Origin of the sequence: Bifidobacterium adolescentis ATCC 15703 (assembly GCF_000010425.1) — a bacterium.
Lineage (GTDB): Bacteria > Actinomycetota > Actinomycetes > Actinomycetales > Bifidobacteriaceae > Bifidobacterium > Bifidobacterium adolescentis.
Genome location: NC_008618.1, coordinates 1,467,857 through 1,483,808, shown reverse-complemented (window position 1 = coordinate 1,483,808; position 15,952 = coordinate 1,467,857). Strand labels below are relative to the sequence as shown.

Annotated in this window: 9 protein-coding genes; 7 read left to right on the top strand and 2 right to left on the bottom strand. The window is 56.7% G+C overall.

Annotated features, from left to right (window positions below; translation table 11 throughout):
• Positions 1-177: 177 nt before the first annotated feature.
• From BAD_RS06305 to BAD_RS06295, 3 genes are all read left to right on the top strand, one after another.
• Positions 178-816, top strand: coding sequence for a MarR family winged helix-turn-helix transcriptional regulator (locus BAD_RS06305; protein WP_231836964.1), 639 nt, complete (start codon positions 178-180; stop codon positions 814-816).
• Positions 817-2,637 (top strand): ABC transporter ATP-binding protein, encoded by a 1,821-nt coding sequence (locus tag BAD_RS06300; RefSeq protein ID WP_011743517.1) that lies wholly within the window; start codon positions 817-819, stop codon positions 2,635-2,637. It begins immediately after the preceding gene.
• A gap of 71 nt (positions 2,638-2,708) precedes the next feature.
• Positions 2,709-4,721 (top strand): ABC transporter ATP-binding protein, encoded by a 2,013-nt coding sequence (locus tag BAD_RS06295; RefSeq protein ID WP_041777517.1) that lies wholly within the window; start codon positions 2,709-2,711, stop codon positions 4,719-4,721.
• Between the two features lie 369 nt (positions 4,722-5,090).
• Here the strand turns inward: BAD_RS06295 and BAD_RS06290 are convergent, their stop codons facing one another.
• Together BAD_RS06290 and BAD_RS09305 are read right to left on the bottom strand one after the other, a co-directional pair.
• Positions 5,091-5,948 carry a hypothetical protein gene (locus BAD_RS06290; RefSeq protein ID WP_041777516.1) on the bottom strand — a complete coding sequence of 286 codons (858 nt, stop codon included), beginning with the start codon at positions 5,946-5,948 and terminating at the stop codon, positions 5,091-5,093.
• A 241-nt stretch (positions 5,949-6,189) separates the two neighbouring features.
• Positions 6,190-6,456, bottom strand: coding sequence for a hypothetical protein (locus tag BAD_RS09305; RefSeq protein ID WP_227561954.1), 267 nt, complete (start codon positions 6,454-6,456; stop codon positions 6,190-6,192).
• A 21-nt stretch (positions 6,457-6,477) separates the two neighbouring features.
• On the opposite strand from BAD_RS09305, the gene BAD_RS06285 reads away from it, so the two are divergent.
• From BAD_RS06285 to BAD_RS06270, 4 genes are all read left to right on the top strand, one after another.
• Positions 6,478-7,557 (top strand): LacI family DNA-binding transcriptional regulator, encoded by a 1,080-nt coding sequence (locus tag BAD_RS06285; RefSeq protein ID WP_011743514.1) that lies wholly within the window; start codon positions 6,478-6,480, stop codon positions 7,555-7,557.
• Between the two features lie 269 nt (positions 7,558-7,826).
• The gene (locus tag BAD_RS06280) at positions 7,827-9,299 is read left to right on the top strand and encodes a glycoside-pentoside-hexuronide (GPH):cation symporter (RefSeq protein WP_011743513.1); all 1,473 of its coding nucleotides are present in this window, start codon (positions 7,827-7,829) and stop codon (positions 9,297-9,299) included.
• A 416-nt stretch (positions 9,300-9,715) separates the two neighbouring features.
• Positions 9,716-13,021: a mupirocin-resistant isoleucine--tRNA ligase gene (ileS, locus tag BAD_RS06275; protein WP_113736383.1), complete on the top strand. Its 3,306-nt coding sequence runs from the start codon at positions 9,716-9,718 to the stop codon at positions 13,019-13,021.
• 248 nt (positions 13,022-13,269) lie between these two features.
• Positions 13,270-15,687 carry a CRISPR-associated helicase/endonuclease Cas3 gene (locus BAD_RS06270; protein WP_011743511.1) on the top strand — a complete coding sequence of 806 codons (2,418 nt, stop codon included), beginning with the start codon at positions 13,270-13,272 and terminating at the stop codon, positions 15,685-15,687.
• Positions 15,688-15,952: the final 265 nt, after the last annotated feature.

The window sequence follows — 15,952 nt, the reverse complement described above, 5'->3', positions numbered from 1 at the left end:
ATCCTCGGCTTTTTCATACTTGGTTTCGGCTTGTTCCGAGCTTATTTTTGGCTATTTTTAAGCGATTTTGCGATTACAATATTGCGCTCGGTGTGCTGCGATCCGGTTCCGTCACACACGACACGCTGAATGTTGCATATGCAACTGTTGCATGTACAACGTGTTATCTTATGTTCCGTGAACGATATACAGAACGATGGAACGGCTTCGGTGAACCCCGCGTTCGCCGAAGCATGGGAGCGGGGCGCATGCAAGCCTCCAAGCGTCGCCATCCGATCGCTGCACAACGTCATCAACCGGTATCTTACGGTGACGCGTCCTATGGAAGTGGAGAGTCTGAGCGGTGGCAACATCGACATCATCACCTTCCTCGCGCGCCATTCGGAACGGGAGATCTTCCCGCAGGATGTGGAACGCCGCTTCGGCATCACCCGGTCGACGTCGAGCAGGGTGCTCGCATTGATGGAACGCAAAGGGCTTATCGTGCGCGAATCCGTGCCGAGGGACGCGCGGTTGAAGAAAATCGTGCTCACTGACAAATCGCGCGATATAGCCGAGGCGCTGCGAGCCAACGCCATCGCTATGGAAGGCATTCTTCTTCAGGGTTTGAGCGATGACGAGATCCGCGAATTCATGCACGTGCTCGACGTGATGCAGACCAATCTGGTCTCCACTGGGCTGATCGGTGACGAAAGTCGCTATTCCAGCCTGGCATTGTGCGAGGCGGAATCGTGGGAACGGCAATCGCGGGAATGCGAATCGCAACCAACTGTACGGAAAACATCACAGGAAGACGAAACAGGAAAGGAAGAGTAAGTGAGCGGAACAAACGTGACAACGGCTGCGGTGCAATCGCAGCCAAAACAAAAGCGGCATCTCGTACGCACGCTTGGCAAATCGCTGCGTGAATATAGGAAGCCCAGCATTCTCACCCCGATATTTGTGGTGGTCGAAGGTGTTCTGGAAATCCTCATCCCCACGGTGATGGCGTCGTTGATTGATGAAGGCATCACCGGCAAAAGCATGCCCGCCATCGTCAAATTCGGTCTGATTCTTCTGGCGTGCTCGCTATGTTCGCTCGCGGCTGGCTTCCTTGCCGGTAAATTCGCCGCGATCGCCGGCGCTGGATTCGCCAAGAACCTGCGTCATGACGAATTCGAGAAGGTGCAGGGCTTCAGCTTCACCAATATTGACAAGTTCTCCACCGGCTCGATCATCACCAGGCTCACCACCGATGTGACCAACCTGCAGAACGCCTATTCCATGATCATTCGTCTGGGTGTGCGAGCCCCGATCATGATGATCGTGGCGTGGATCTTCTCGTTCCGCATCAGCCCGTCCATTTCCTTGGTGTTCCTGGCGTGCATCCCTGTTCTCGCTTTCGGTCTGTGTGGTCTGGCGGTGTACGTGCATCCGGTGTTCGAGCGTGTGTTCCACGCGTATGACAAGCTCAACAATGTGGTGGACGAGAATCTGCAGGGCATCCGTGTGGTGAAGTCCTATACCCGCGAATCCCATGAGATCGCGAAGTTCGGCCGTATTTCGCAGCGCATCTACAAGGATTTCAGCAAGGCCGACCGTGTGATGAGCTTCAACGGTCCGCTCATGATGGTCTGTGTGTACGTTTCGATGATTCTGATTGCTTGGATGGGCGCGCGGCAGATCGTCTCGTCCGGCAACAACGCCGCATTGGGATTGACCACCGGCGATCTGACGGCATTGGTCACATACGCCATGCAGATCCTCATGGCTATGATGATGCTGTCCATGATCTTCGTCATGTGCATCATTTCGCAGGCTTCCGCGGAACGTATCTGCCAGGTGCTCAACGAGGAAAGCACCGTCACCAACCCCGCCGAACCAGTCAAGACGGTTGCCGACGGTTCGATCGATTTCGACCATGTCACCTTCCGCTATTCCGACAATTCCGAAAAACCGGTGCTGGACGACATCACCCTCAAGATTCGTTCCGGCATGACCGTTGGCATTGTCGGCGGCACTGGCTCGGCCAAGTCCAGTCTCGTGCAGCTCGTGCCGCGACTGTACGATGTGACCGACGGTTCGCTTAAAGTCGGCGGTGTGGATGTGCGCAAGTACGATCTGGAAATCCTGCGCGACCAAGTGGCCATGGTTTTACAGAAGAACGTGCTGTTCTCCGGCACCATTGCGGACAACCTGCGCTGGGGCAACCCGAACGCCACCGACGAGGAAATCCGCCGCGCATGCCAACTGGCCCAGGCTGACGGTTTCATCCAGGAATTCCCCGACAAATACGACACCTATATCGAACAAGGCGGAACCAACGTGTCCGGTGGACAACGCCAGCGTCTGTGCATCGCTCGAGCGTTGCTGAAGAAACCGAAGATCCTCATCCTCGATGACTCCACCTCCGCGGTCGACACCAAGACGGACAAGCTGATCCGCGAAGCGTTCCACAACGAGATTCCCGACACCACGAAAATCATCATCGCGCAACGCATCGCATCCGTGCAGGAATCCGACATGATCCTTGTCATGGAAGACGGCCGAATCATGGCCGCCGGCACGCACGACGAACTGCTCGCAACCTGCGACGAATATAGATCCATCTACGAATCTCAAACCAAAAACCAGGCACAGCCTGAGGGGCTGAAGTGAAAGGAGGGATGGACATGACTGGGAAAACCGCTGAAAAGAACACTGGAAAAACCATGCAATCCAAGCCGGATATGAATCCGGACGTGAAGCCGGGCGCTAAGCCGCCAATGCAGAAAGCCGCTCCCGGCACCACCAAACGTATCTTCGACTACATCTTCCAATACAAATGGCATGTCATCGCAATCGTGGTATGCATTCTGGTCGGCGCGGCCGCCCAAGCCGGCTCCGCTCTGTTTCTGCAATCGCTGATCGACAGCTACATCCTGCCGATGGTCGGCGCAACGGATCCTGATTGGGGACCGCTGTTGCGCGCGCTGACGCTGATGGGCTGTCTGTATGCGGCTGGCACGTTCTGCAGCTGGTTGTGGCAGTGGCTCATCGTCACCGTCGAACAAGGCACGCTGAAGAAGATCCGCGACGACATGTTCGCCCACCAGCAGACCCTGCCAGTCCGCTACTTCGACACCAACGAGCACGGCGACATCATGAGCCGTTACACCAACGACACCGACACCCTGCGCCAGGCCATCAGCCAGTCCTTCCCGCAGATGTTCTCCTCCGCGATCTCCGCACTGGCCGCACTGGTCTCCATGCTGTGGCTGTCGGTGCCGGTCACGATCTTCGTACTCGTGTTCGCCGCGATCCTGTTCGTGGTCGTGCGCGCCATCGTCTCCCGCTCCGGCCGCTACTTCGTCAAGCAGCAGATGTGGATCGGCGACGTGAACGCCTTTGTCGAGGAATCCGTCAACGGTCAGAAGGTCATCAAGGTCTTCAATCATGAGGACGCCACCCAGAAGACCTTCGACGAGAAGAACGAGGAACTGTACAAGGCCTCCGCCGAAGCGAACACCTGGGGCAACGTGACCATGCCCGTCGTAGGCAACATGGGTTACATCCTCTACATCCTGCTCGCCATCGTCGGCGGATTCATGGCGCTCTCCGGCATGGGCAACTTCGGTCTCGCCGGCGCGGGCAAGCTCACCCTCGGCGCCCTCATCTCCCTGCTGACACTGTCTCGCTCCTTCGTCAACCCGCTCGGCCAGGTCTCCATGCAGTTCAACATGGTGATGATGGCGCTCGCCGGCGCGTCCCGCATCTTCCAGCTGATGGATGAGAAGCCCGAGGACGACGGCGGCTCCGTCACACTCGTCAACGTCGAGCTCGGCGAAGACGGCCGCACCATGACCGAAGTGGACCACGAAACCGGCCATTGGGCCTGGAAGCGTGAGGAAGGCGACGACGGCAGCCGTTCCCTGAAGGCCGCGCAGTCGCTGAGCCCGAAGGCCGCGGAAGTGGCGAGGAAGGCGCGCGAGAACGCGATCACCTCGCCGGACGGGCGCCTGACCCTGCTGCAGGGCGACGTGCGTTTCACCGACGTGACCTTCGGCTACAACCCGGACAAGCCCGTGCTGCACGACATCACCTGGTTCGCCAAGCCCGGCCAGAAGGTCGCGCTCGTCGGCGCCACCGGTGCCGGCAAGACCACGGTGACCAACCTGATCAACCGTTTCTACGACATCCAGGAAGGTATGATTCTGTATGACGGCATCTCCGTCAAGGGCATCCGCAAGCCCGACCTGCGCAAGTCGCTCGGCATCGTGCTGCAGGACGTGAATCTGTTCACCGGCACCGTGATGGACAACATCCGCTATGGCAAGCTCGACGCCACCGACGAGGAGTGCATCGCCGCCGCTAAGCTCACCAACGCGGACAGCTTCATCCGCATGCTGCCCAACGGCTACCAGACCGTGCTCGAAGGCGACGGCTCCGGTCTGTCCCAAGGCCAGCGCCAGCTGATCTCCATCGCACGCGCCGCAGTGGCAGACCCGCCGGCCATGATCCTTGATGAGGCCACCTCGTCCATCGACACCCGTACTGAGGAAGTGGTGCAGGCCGGTATGGACAATCTCATGAAGGGCCGTACCGTGTTCGTGATCGCGCACCGCCTGTCCACCGTGCGCAACTCCGACGTGATCATGGTGCTCGACCATGGCCGCATCATCGAGCGCGGTTCGCATGACGAGCTCATCGCGCAGAAGGGCGAGTACTACCAGCTGTACACGGGCGCCGTGGAACTGGAGTAAGGCTCCTTCTGCTTCGTTCCTGTCCCGTTCTTGGTGAATTGGACAGGCTGAACGGTAGTGTTCAACGAATGCAAGGGCCGTGCGGAAGCCACATATGTGGCTTCCGCACGGCCCTTGCGCATATGGCTCCCATGAATCGGCGGGCATGACCTTTTACGCAGGGTGCGCCCGCTGTGGCTTTTCATGGATTCCCCGAATCAATGGCGAAAAATCCATTGCGGGGACTACTCATGCGGTTCCGTAGGCGGTTTGGGTGTTCCGTAGGTGGTTGGGTCTGAATACCCGGCATGAAAACGGCCAGAATAAAGCCTTTCTCCAACCCCGATACTCTGACCAACCACCTACGGAAGCGAAAAACCACCTACGGAACTAGTCCAAGCCGTAACGGTGACTGGCTATCGCTCGGGCGACCATGCCGAACAGCTCGTTCAGCTTCTGCTTGGAAGCCAGATGCTCGCGGGTGGCGACAAAAGGAGTGAAACCGAGATCCCTCAGTCGGTTCCGCTTATCGAGGTCATACATCCAGCGGCCGTGGGTGTAGTGGTAATTTCCGTCGTATTCTATGCAGACGCGGTCATCCGGGTAGGCGATATCCACCTTCATCGTGCCCGAGCCGCGTATGTGGTCAATGATCTCATAGTTGACATGTGCCTCAGGCAGCCCGTAGGCATCGCTCTCCAAACGAAGCACCGTTTCCTGCGGGGAATCGGTACCTGGTTTGGACAGGCGCAAGGCCTTTCTGCATTTGGCGCTCCCAATGAATCGCGGCGCACTCCGGATGTAGTCGGAGAGCTCATCGTGAGTGCAGACGCGTAAATCGGGATTGGCGCAAGTGAGCCAATCCATGGCGATCACCAGACTTCGTTCGTCGACATAGGGCGCAATCTGACAGACTGCTTGCATCGCGGAGACGCTTGACACTAATTCGTCGGCGTGCACCCCGTCTATGCCATGTCTTGCGTAATGGAATTTCATTCCCTGTATTTTCCGTAAGTCGCGTTGCCGGCACACCGAAACGTGAACGAGCTCCGAACCATATCCGGGTAAATAATTCATGGTGGCGATCATGCCATGCAGCTCCAGCGCTGTGCCGTGGCTTACATAGAGTGGAACCGAGGAGCGTGACCTTATCCGCGACAACACCTGCCTGCATTCAAGATGCCGTCTCGCCGCCTCCTCCCGTGCCTGCTCTAATGTGAAAAATGTATTGTGTCCAAAGCTTTCCATGCGCTGACGGTATATGGAAAGCCGGCAGCCCCGCAACCGTCTCCGTGAAAAATGTGGATATGTGCATGGTTCTATCCGCGGCATCACCGGGGAGAGGCCTGATGTATACGCGTCCGGTAGAACCGATGCGGAGCGTGGCGTCATCGAGGGGTGGCTCACATGGCAAGTCGGCCACGCAGAAGGGCGGGCGCTTCCAGCCGCAGGCCCGTGGGGCTGACGGTGACCGCGTTTCTCCACGGTGTCAGCCGCGTTTGGAACCCTGCCGACTGATGCCACCTTTATGACCGGTCGCTTTGAAAGGCAGACCGGCGTTGCCGAGTCCTTTGCTCCGCATGTTCTGCAGGGCAAAGGATTTTTGTTGTGCACGCAGTTCGTTCATCCGTTCCGTGGACTGATGCGCGATTCGCGGTTTCCGTGATTGCTCTGGCTGTGTCATGGCTATAAGAATACGTTCGGTAATGTAGTATGATGGATTTAGTAATGCTTTTACTAAAATCTGATGAGGCATCCATGGGAGGGCGAGGGAGCGATGGCGACCATCAAGGAGATTGCGAAACGTACGGGATTCTCGCAGGCCACGGTGTCGCGTCTGTTGAATGGCGATCCGACGCTGTCCGTGCGTGAGGAGACGCGTCGCGCGATCATCCGCGCCAGCGAGGATTTGGGATACAGCGCCCAGGCCAAGCGTATCGTCATTCCGCATGAAGTAGCCTTGTTGGACAACGAGGAGTCCGACGAAACGCTGCGTGATTCGTATTTTGCCGATTTGCGTTCGGCGCTGGAACATAACGCCAAACAGCAGCGTATGGAGCTCACTGTTTTCCACAGTCTTGACGAGATGTTGAATCAGAAGGGGAAATTCGATGGTTTCATGGCTATCGGCGCCAATGTCATAGCCGAAAGCGACCTTGAGAAGTTGCATGAGGTCATGCCATACGGTGTGTTCATCGATGTGAATCCCGCACCGAACCTGTTTGATTCCGTGCAGCCCGACCTACAGCAGACCATGCATGACGCGGTCGAAGCATGTGCGAAGGCTGGCATGAAGCGTGTCGGATTCATCGGCGGCAAGGGGAGGCTGACGAATTTTTATGAGGTGGACGAAGAGGGGCGTGCCACATATTTTCGGCGTGAAATGGGCCGTTATGGTCTCGACCTGCGTGGACTGGTGTATTCTGACGGCTTGTTCACCGTGGAGAATGGTCGCAAGCTGGGGGAGCAGTTTATCCGTGACCACAACGGCGCACTGCCTGACGCAGTTATTGTTTCGGCGGACATCATCGCGGTCGGCGTGCTGCAGGCGTTCAACGCGGTTGGTGTGATCGTGCCCCGCGACATCAGCGTCATCAGCATCAACAACCAGGCGATCGCACAGCTTACGTCGCCACCGTTGAGCACGTTCTCAATCGACCAGAACGAGCTTGCGCGCGTTGCGATTCTCACCTTGGCCGATGCGATTGCCAGCAAGCGCACAGTACGGCAGCATGCGTACCTGTCGACGACGCTGGAAGTGCGAGATAGTTTCGTGCCGGCGCAGCCGAAACGTGAATCGCGGCCAAAATTGCAGACCCGATCGAAGCGATCTGCCCGGTCGAAACGGGCTGCCTAGCGTACGTATGTGCGGAAAAATATGAAAGGCGATTGATGATGCTGCGTCATCAATCGCCTTTTGTTTGTCTACTGTCGGCGAAATACCGCGAATCGCACACAATATGATATGTATATGTGCAGAATCGCACAAAATGCGACACGCCCAACAGTGCACAACGCAGATGTTAAATTTTACTAAACAGGGGTAAAGGGATATACTTAACTCATGCGAAATTAAATGATGATTTCCGATTACAGCTTCAATCACAACTTCTAAGGAGAAGTACGATGGCAGAATCCAATGTCGCAGCCGCACCGAAGGAGACGCAGCAGTCTGCGAAGCCAACCAGGAAAGGCAGTCTGCTGTCCCGCGTGGCCTATTCGTTCGGCAACGTCGGCCAATCCGCCTTCTACAACGCGCTGAGCACCTACTTCATCGTCTACGTCACCAGCTCGCTGTTCTCCGGGGTCGACAAGGCGCTCGCCACCAAGCTCATCGGCGTCATCACCGGCCTTGTGGTTGTCATCCGCATCGCGGAGATCTTCATCGATCCGCTGCTGGGCAACATCGTCGACAACACCAATACCAAATGGGGGCGCTTCAAGCCGTGGCAGCTCATCGGCGGCACCGTTTCCGCCGTTCTGCTCGTGCTGGTCTACACCGGCCTGTTCGGCTTGGTGAACGTCAACACCACGCTGTTCATCGTGCTGTTCGTCATCACCTTCATCGTGCTCGACGTGTTCTACTCCCTGCGCGACATCTCCTATTGGGGCATGATCCCGGCGCTGTCCTCCGACTCCCATGAGCGCTCCACCTACACCGCCCTCGGTTCCTTCGGCGGCTCCATCGGCTACAACGGCCTGACCATCGTGGTCATTCCGATCGTCACTTACTTCAGCTACATCTTCACCGGCAAGCATCAGGAGAGCCAGAGCGGCTGGACCTGCTTCGCCATCATCGTGGCTATTCTCGGCGTCCTCACCGTGTGCTCCGTCGCGTTCGGCACCAAGGAAAGCTCCAGCACCCTGCGCACCAAGGCCGAGGACAACGGCGGCCCGCTCGCCGCGTTCAAGGCTCTCGCACAGAACGACCAGCTGTTGTGGGTGGCCCTGTCCTACCTGCTGTACGCCATCGCCAACGTGGCCACCACCGGCGTGCTCATGTATCTGTTCAAGTTCATTCTGAACAACTCTGCAGCCTATTCCATCGTCGGCGTCGTCTCCGTCGTCGCGGGCATCGTTATGGCTCCGCTGTACCCGATTCTGAACAAGCGCATTCCGCGCCGCTACCTGTACCTCGGCGGCATGGTGCTTATGGTCATCGGCTATCTGCTGTTCATCATCAACCCCACCAGCCTGCCGGTCGTCACCGTCGGTCTTGTCTTCTTCTATCTGCCGCAGACCTTTATCCAGATGACGGCCATCCTTTCCCTGACCGATTCCATCGAGTACGGCCAGCTGAAGAACGGCAAGCGCAACGAGGCCGTCACCCTGTCTGTCCGTCCGATGCTCGACAAGATCGCGGGCGCGTGCTCGAACGGCATCGTCGGAGCCGTGGCCATCGCCGCCGGCATGATCGGCAACGCCACCGCAGCCGACATGACCGCCGCGAACATCCGGATCTTCGAGATCTGCGCCTTCTATGTGCCGCTCGCGGTCATCATCCTGAGCGCGGTCGTGTTCCTGCTCAAGGTGAAGATCACCGAGAAGATGCACGACGGTATCGTCAGGCAGCTCGAGGCTCAGCTGAACGAAGGCTGATTCGCCGCCGAGCGCGATCGTCTTCGGTCGATTCGTGGTCGGCCTGCCGATTGTATTTCGATTGTTTTGCGATTACGAAAGCCGCATGGTGGACACCGTGCGGCTTTTCGCGTTTCTACGTTCGTACGGCGTGCTAGGCTGACGATTTGAAACGAAAAGCGATGATCCGTCATCAGCGGGGAGTTTCCGGAAGAACGGCCGACGCTTTCTGGCGAGGCTTAGTAGAACCGGCGGGGTCGGCCCGAACAGCCGAATGTCAAGCGGTCGTACGAGACCTGCGCAGGCGGACAACCTGCGTGGGAACAACAGGGAAGTGCGGCAAGCGAGGTGGTACCGCGGTGCCGGACGTGCGCGATCGCACGGAAGCCATCGTCCTCGTAAGGTAAGTAATGAAACCGCCAAACGAGGAGCATACGGTGAGCGAATCCACCAATCATGTGTATCCGAAGGCTGCTGCCGGCGAGCAGAGCGCCAACGTCGCGCCGAACCCCAGCTTCCCCAAGCTGGAGGAGTCCGTGCTCGACTACTGGGATAAGGACGACACCTTCCAGAAGTCCATCGAACGCCGTCCTTCCGGCGACCACAGCCAGAACGAATTCGTCTTCTTCGACGGCCCGCCGTTCGCCAACGGCCTGCCGCACTACGGCCACCTGCTGACCGGTTACGCGAAGGACGTCATCCCGCGTTACCAGACCATGAAGGGCCACCGCGTCAACCGCGTGTTCGGCTGGGACACGCACGGTCTGCCGGCCGAGCTTGAGGCCCAGAAGGAACTGGGCATCGACTCCGTCGACCAGATCAAGGAACTGGGCATCGACAAGTTCAACGACGCCTGCCGCGCGTCCGTGCTCAAGTACACGAACGAGTGGAAGGACTACGTGCACCGTCAGGCCCGCTGGGTCGATTTCGAGCACGGCTACAAGACCCTGAACATCACGTACATGGAGTCCGTGATGTGGGCCTTCAAGCAGCTGTACGACAAGGGACTGGCATACCAGGGCTACCGCGTGCTGCCGTACTGCCCGAAGGACCAGACCCCGCTGAGCGCGCACGAGCTGCGCATGGATGCGGACGTGTACCAGGATCGTCAGGACACCACTGTGTCCGTGGCCGTGAAGCTGCGCGACGAGGAGGATGCCTACGCCGTCTTCTGGACCACCACTCCGTGGACCGTGCCGACCAACTTCGCCATCGTGGTCGGTGCCGACATCGACTATGTCGAGGTGCGTCCGACCGAAGGCAAGTTCGCCGGCAAGAAGTTCTACCTCGGCAAGCCGCTGCTCGGCTCCTACGAGAAGGAACTCGGCGAGAACTACGAGATCGTGCGCGAGCTCAAGGGCGCCGAAATGGAAGGCTGGCGCTACTATCCGGTCTTCCCGTACTTCGCGGGCGACGAGAACGCCGTCGAAGGCAAGGTGCCGGGGCCGGAAGGCTACCAGATCTTCACCGCCGACTACGTCGACACCGTTGAAGGTACCGGCCTCGTGCACCAGGCACCGTACGGCGAAGACGATATGAACACGCTCAACGCCAAGGGCATCAAGAGCATCGACGTGCTCGACGCGGGCTGCAAGTTCACGTCGCTGTGCCCGGATTACGAAGGCCTGTACGTGTTCGACGCCAACAAGCCGATCCTGCGCAACCTGCGCGCCGGTGACGGCCCGCTGGCCCGCATTCCGGAGGAGCAGCGCGCCATCCTCTTCCAGGAGAAGAGCTACGTGCACTCCTACCCGCACTGCTGGCGTTGCGCCACCCCGCTGATCTACAAGCCGGTGAGCTCCTGGTTCGTGGCCGTCACCAAGATCAAGGACCGCCTGCTCGAACTCAACCAGCAGATCAACTGGATTCCGAACAACGTGAAGGACGGCCAGTTCGGCAAGTGGCTGGCGAACGCACGCGATTGGTCGATTTCCCGCAACCGTTTCTGGGGTTCCCCGATTCCGGTGTGGGTCTCCGACGATCCGAAGTACCCGCGCGTGGACGTGTACGGCTCGCTTGACGAGCTGAAGGCCGATTTCGGCGATTACCCGCGCGACAAGGACGGCAATATCAACATGCACCGTCCGTACATCGACGAGCTGACCCGCGTCAACCCGGACGACCCGACTGGCAAGAGCCACATGCACCGCATCAGCGACGTGATGGACTGCTGGTTCGAATCCGGTTCGATGAGCTTCGCCCAGTACCATTACCCGTTCGAGAACAAGGAAACCTTCGAACAGCACTTCCCGTGCGACTACATCGTGGAATACATCGGCCAGACCCGTGGCTGGTTCTACGTGCAGCACGTCATGGCGACCGCCCTGTTCGACAGGCCGGCGTTCAAGAACGTGATCTGCCACGGTATCGTGCTCGGCTCCGACGGACAGAAGATGTCGAAGCACCTGCGCAACTACCCGGACGTGAACGGCGTGTTCAACGACTTCGGCTCCGACGCCATGCGTTGGTTCCTCATGAGCTCGCCGATCCTGCGCGGCGGCAACCTGATCGTCACCGCTGATGGCATCCGCGACACCGTGCGCCAGGTCATGCTGCCGGTGTGGAGCTCCTACTACTTCTTCACGCTGTACGCCAACGCGGCCGGGTACGACGCGCGCAAGCTGCGTGCCGACGAAGTGGCGAAGCTGCCGGAGATGGACCGCTACCTGCTGGCCCGTCTGCGCCGCCTAGTGGAGAAGACCCAGCATGCGCTGGACAACTTCTACATTTCCGACGCGTGCGATGCGGCGAGCGATTTCATCGACGTGCTGACCAACTGGTACATCCGCAACAACCGCGAACGTTTCGGTGCCGGTGATGAGAACGCGTTCAACACGCTGTACACCGTGCTGGAAACCTTCATGCGCGTGCTGGCTCCGCTGGCTCCGATGGAGGCTGAAGCCGTGTGGCGCGGCCTGACTGGCGGCGAATCCGTGCATCTGGCCGACTGGCCGTTCCTTGCCGACGAGAAGACCGGCGAGACCACCGAGCTGGGTGCCGTGCTGCAGGACGATGCCAAGCTAGTGGACGCGATGGAGAAGGTGCGTGAGGTTGTTTCCGGCACGCTTTCCATGCGTAAGGCCAAGCAGATTCGCGTGCGCCAGCCGCTCGCCAAGCTGACCGTGGTGGTCGAGAACCCGGATGCGGTCGCCGCCTACAGCGACGTGTTGAAGGGCGAGCTCAACGTGAAGGATATCGAGTTCTGCACGCTGGAGGACGCCGGCTCCCAGGGTCTGAAGATCGTGAACGAGCTGCGCGTGAACGCGCGTGTGGCCGGCAAGCGCCTGCGTAAGGACGTGCAGTTCGCCATCAAGGCGTCCAAGAGCGGTGCCTGGCATGTGGACGCCGCCGGCGTGCCTGTGTGTGAGACTCCGAACGGCGAGATTGCGCTTGAGGAAGGCGAATACGAGCTGATCAACCGTGTGGAGGAGGAGAACGCGCAGGAGGCTGCGAACTCCGTGTCCGCCGCGCTGCCGACCGGTGGCTTCGTGATCCTCGACACCGAACTGAACGACGACCTGCTGGCCGAAGGCTACGCCCGCGACGTGATCCGCGCCGTGCAGGAGGCCCGTAAGGCCGCTGGCCTGGAAATTTCCGACCGCATCACGCTGAAGGTGACCGTGCCCGCGGACGATGTGGCCAAGGTCGAACAGTTCAAGGACCTCGTGGCGCATGACACCTCGTCCGACAGTGTAAGCGTCGAAGCCGGCGCCGAGCTGGGCGTGGAGGTTGCTAAGGTCTGAGGTGGTTGGCTGGGTGGCTGACTGACGATAGTATGTGGGGGTGTGTTTCTCCTGTCGAGTTTGGCAGGAGAAACACACCCCCTACTGCTATTTGTGTTGGGGCGTACTACGTATGCACAGGTATTTGGCGACGATAATCTTCGAATCAATCATACGGTAATCTTCGAATCAATCATTTCGTTTTTATCTTTTGCTGGAATGCGGTAGAGTAAAGACTATTCAGGGGGGTATCTGTAAAGGAGCAGGTTATGGTTCTATTAGCTCGTAAAGATGAGGAAGGCAATACTCAGACTTTGTATGACCATCTTCATGGTACAGGAAGATTGGCTAGTGGTTTCGAGGATGAATTCGCTGATATTTCACGTACGGCAGCCGTCTTGCATGATGTCGGGAAGGTTGCTCAGCAGTTCCAAACATATCTGTTATCGGATGATGGGCATAGGGGAGATGTGCAGCATGCCCGTCAAGGGGCGTTTGTCGTCAATGATTTTTTCGAGTCGAAAGGGGAAATTGAAGAGATAGCAAAGGAAATTCTTGAGCTTGCCATTTCTAAACATCACGGAGGTCTTCCTGATTGCATTGACGAGTCCGGGAATAGAGCTTTTCTTCTTGGGTTCACGGAGTCGGACAAAAGCAACGAGAAGTATGCGTATCAAGAAATCAAGCGGGGGCTTAACGGTTTGGCGCTCGATCTGCAATCGAATTTCCGAGGTTCAGCGGAAGATATCGCTTGTTTCCTGAAGAAAATTAAATCGCTGAGGCTGTCGAAAGATAGCATATACTTCTATCTAGGTTTGCTCGTTAAACTGATTTATTCGCGACTGGTGGATGCGGATAGGACGGATGCTGCTTGTTTCGAGACCCGAAAACAGTATCGGCCTAATGCGGTTGATTGGCAGAATCTGATTAGTCGACTCGATAAAAGCATGAGATCTTTTGATTCGAGTTCGGAAATAAACAGGATAAGACATCAGATTAATGAACAGTGTTGTTTGGCGGGGGCGCGGGAAACCGGGATTTATCGTTTGTCGATTCCGACTGGCGGCGGTAAAACGTTGGCGTCGCTAAATTTTGCGTTGCATCATGCGCTGAAGACAGGAAAGCACCGGATCATTTACGTGATTCCATATTTGTCTATCACAACTCAGACGGCAAAGACTTTCCGAGATGTACTTGGTCTGAGCGCCGATAGCGATGTTCTATTGGAGCATTACTCCACTGCAGGTATGCAACGTTCCGCTGATGTAGCGGATAATGCGTCGAGTGAGTTTGAGGATGCCGGGGAGCATCAGCGCAAGTTGGCGGCAGAGCGTTGGGACAATCCGATAATTGTTACCACTATGGTGGAATTCCTTGAGACTGTCATGTCTGCTCGCGGAACCAAACTCCGGAAATTCCATAATATGGCCGACAGTGTCATCATTTTTGATGAAATACAGTCGTTGCCGATGAACACAATCAATCTGTTCAATGAGATCGTCAGCTTCCTATCGAAGATTACCAATTCAACGATTCTTTTGTGCTCTGCGACGCAGCCGTTACTTGAAAAAACCAAACGAGAGAATCTGCTCCTTTCGGAAAAGCCTGATCTTATTGCTGAAACGGAAAGCTATGAAGACAAGCTTCGACGTACAAGAATCGTTGCTTCAACTGAAAATAAAAGCTGCGATGAACTAGGGCAGATTATTTATCAGCAGGCGCGGGAGAACGGCAATTGCTTGGCAATCGTCAACCTGAAAAAGGAAGCGCGTGAGATTTTCCAATGCTTGGAACGACTTGATGTGAATCATGAGTTTGAGCTGATTCATCTCAGTACTGCCATGTGTGGAAGGCATAGAACGGATTGTCTGAACAGAATCGGTGCGCTGCTTGATCCAGGCAATCCGAAACCTGTGATTTGTGTGAGCACACAGCTTATTGAGGCAGGTGTTGACATTTCGTTTGCTTGCGTGGTCAGGGCGATGGCTGGTCTGGACAGTATTATGCAGGCCGCTGGGCGCTGCAATAGGAATGGTGAATCGGTAGAACCAAAGAATGTGTATGTCTATCCATTGAAAGCTGAAGACAGCATGGAAAGGTATCTGCCGGATATCGCAATGGGTAAGCAGCTCACTTTACAGATTATGGAGAACTACCCAGGAAAGGATTTGCTGTCTTCGAATATTCTGGAACAGTACTATGACATGCTTCTCCGTAAGAAGGACGGTAATGGTAAAGGAGGCTATACGGATTGCCCAATTCGGGGAAGGGCGGAGGGAGCGACGACTGCTTATGATCTGTTGTCCTTCAACGAATGTGATCGATCTCAATTCACGAATACTACGGGAGGAAAGTACGGTTTGTGCTTTGCTCAGGCTTTTCAGACGGTTAGCGATAACTTCCATGTAATTCCGGATGTCACGCACAATGTTGTGGTCCCGTATGGTCAGGCGACTGAGTTACTTGATATGCTCCACAGGGGAGAATTACCCGAGAAAATCTCAGTGCTAAGGCGGTTGCAGGAATATACGGTTTCCCTGTTCGATGATGACTATCGTGGTTTGGCCAGGAAGCATGCAATCTCGTTAGCAAATGAGGATTTTGGAGTTTTCTTGCTGAATGAGGAATACTACAACGACAAGTACGGCGTAGTACGGGAGGCGGAGATGCCTCTCCTGCTGATGTAGGAAGGATGAGTGCTCTCTCGCAAGCTCCAAGGAGTATGCGAGAGAGCCGTAGTTTTTTTTTTGGGGGGGGGGGCAACACATATGCCAAATATATTTTCAATCCACATCGCTCTTGGCGCGATGACAGTGGGAATCCCACAGGCACAAGGATAGTCGATAAAGCGTATGCCGCGAAACGCCTATTAGATTCTATATATGGCATAAGAAATTTTTTGTGGTACGCTATTAACCAATAGCTTTGGAAGACCGTTTACAAAGGAGTTAT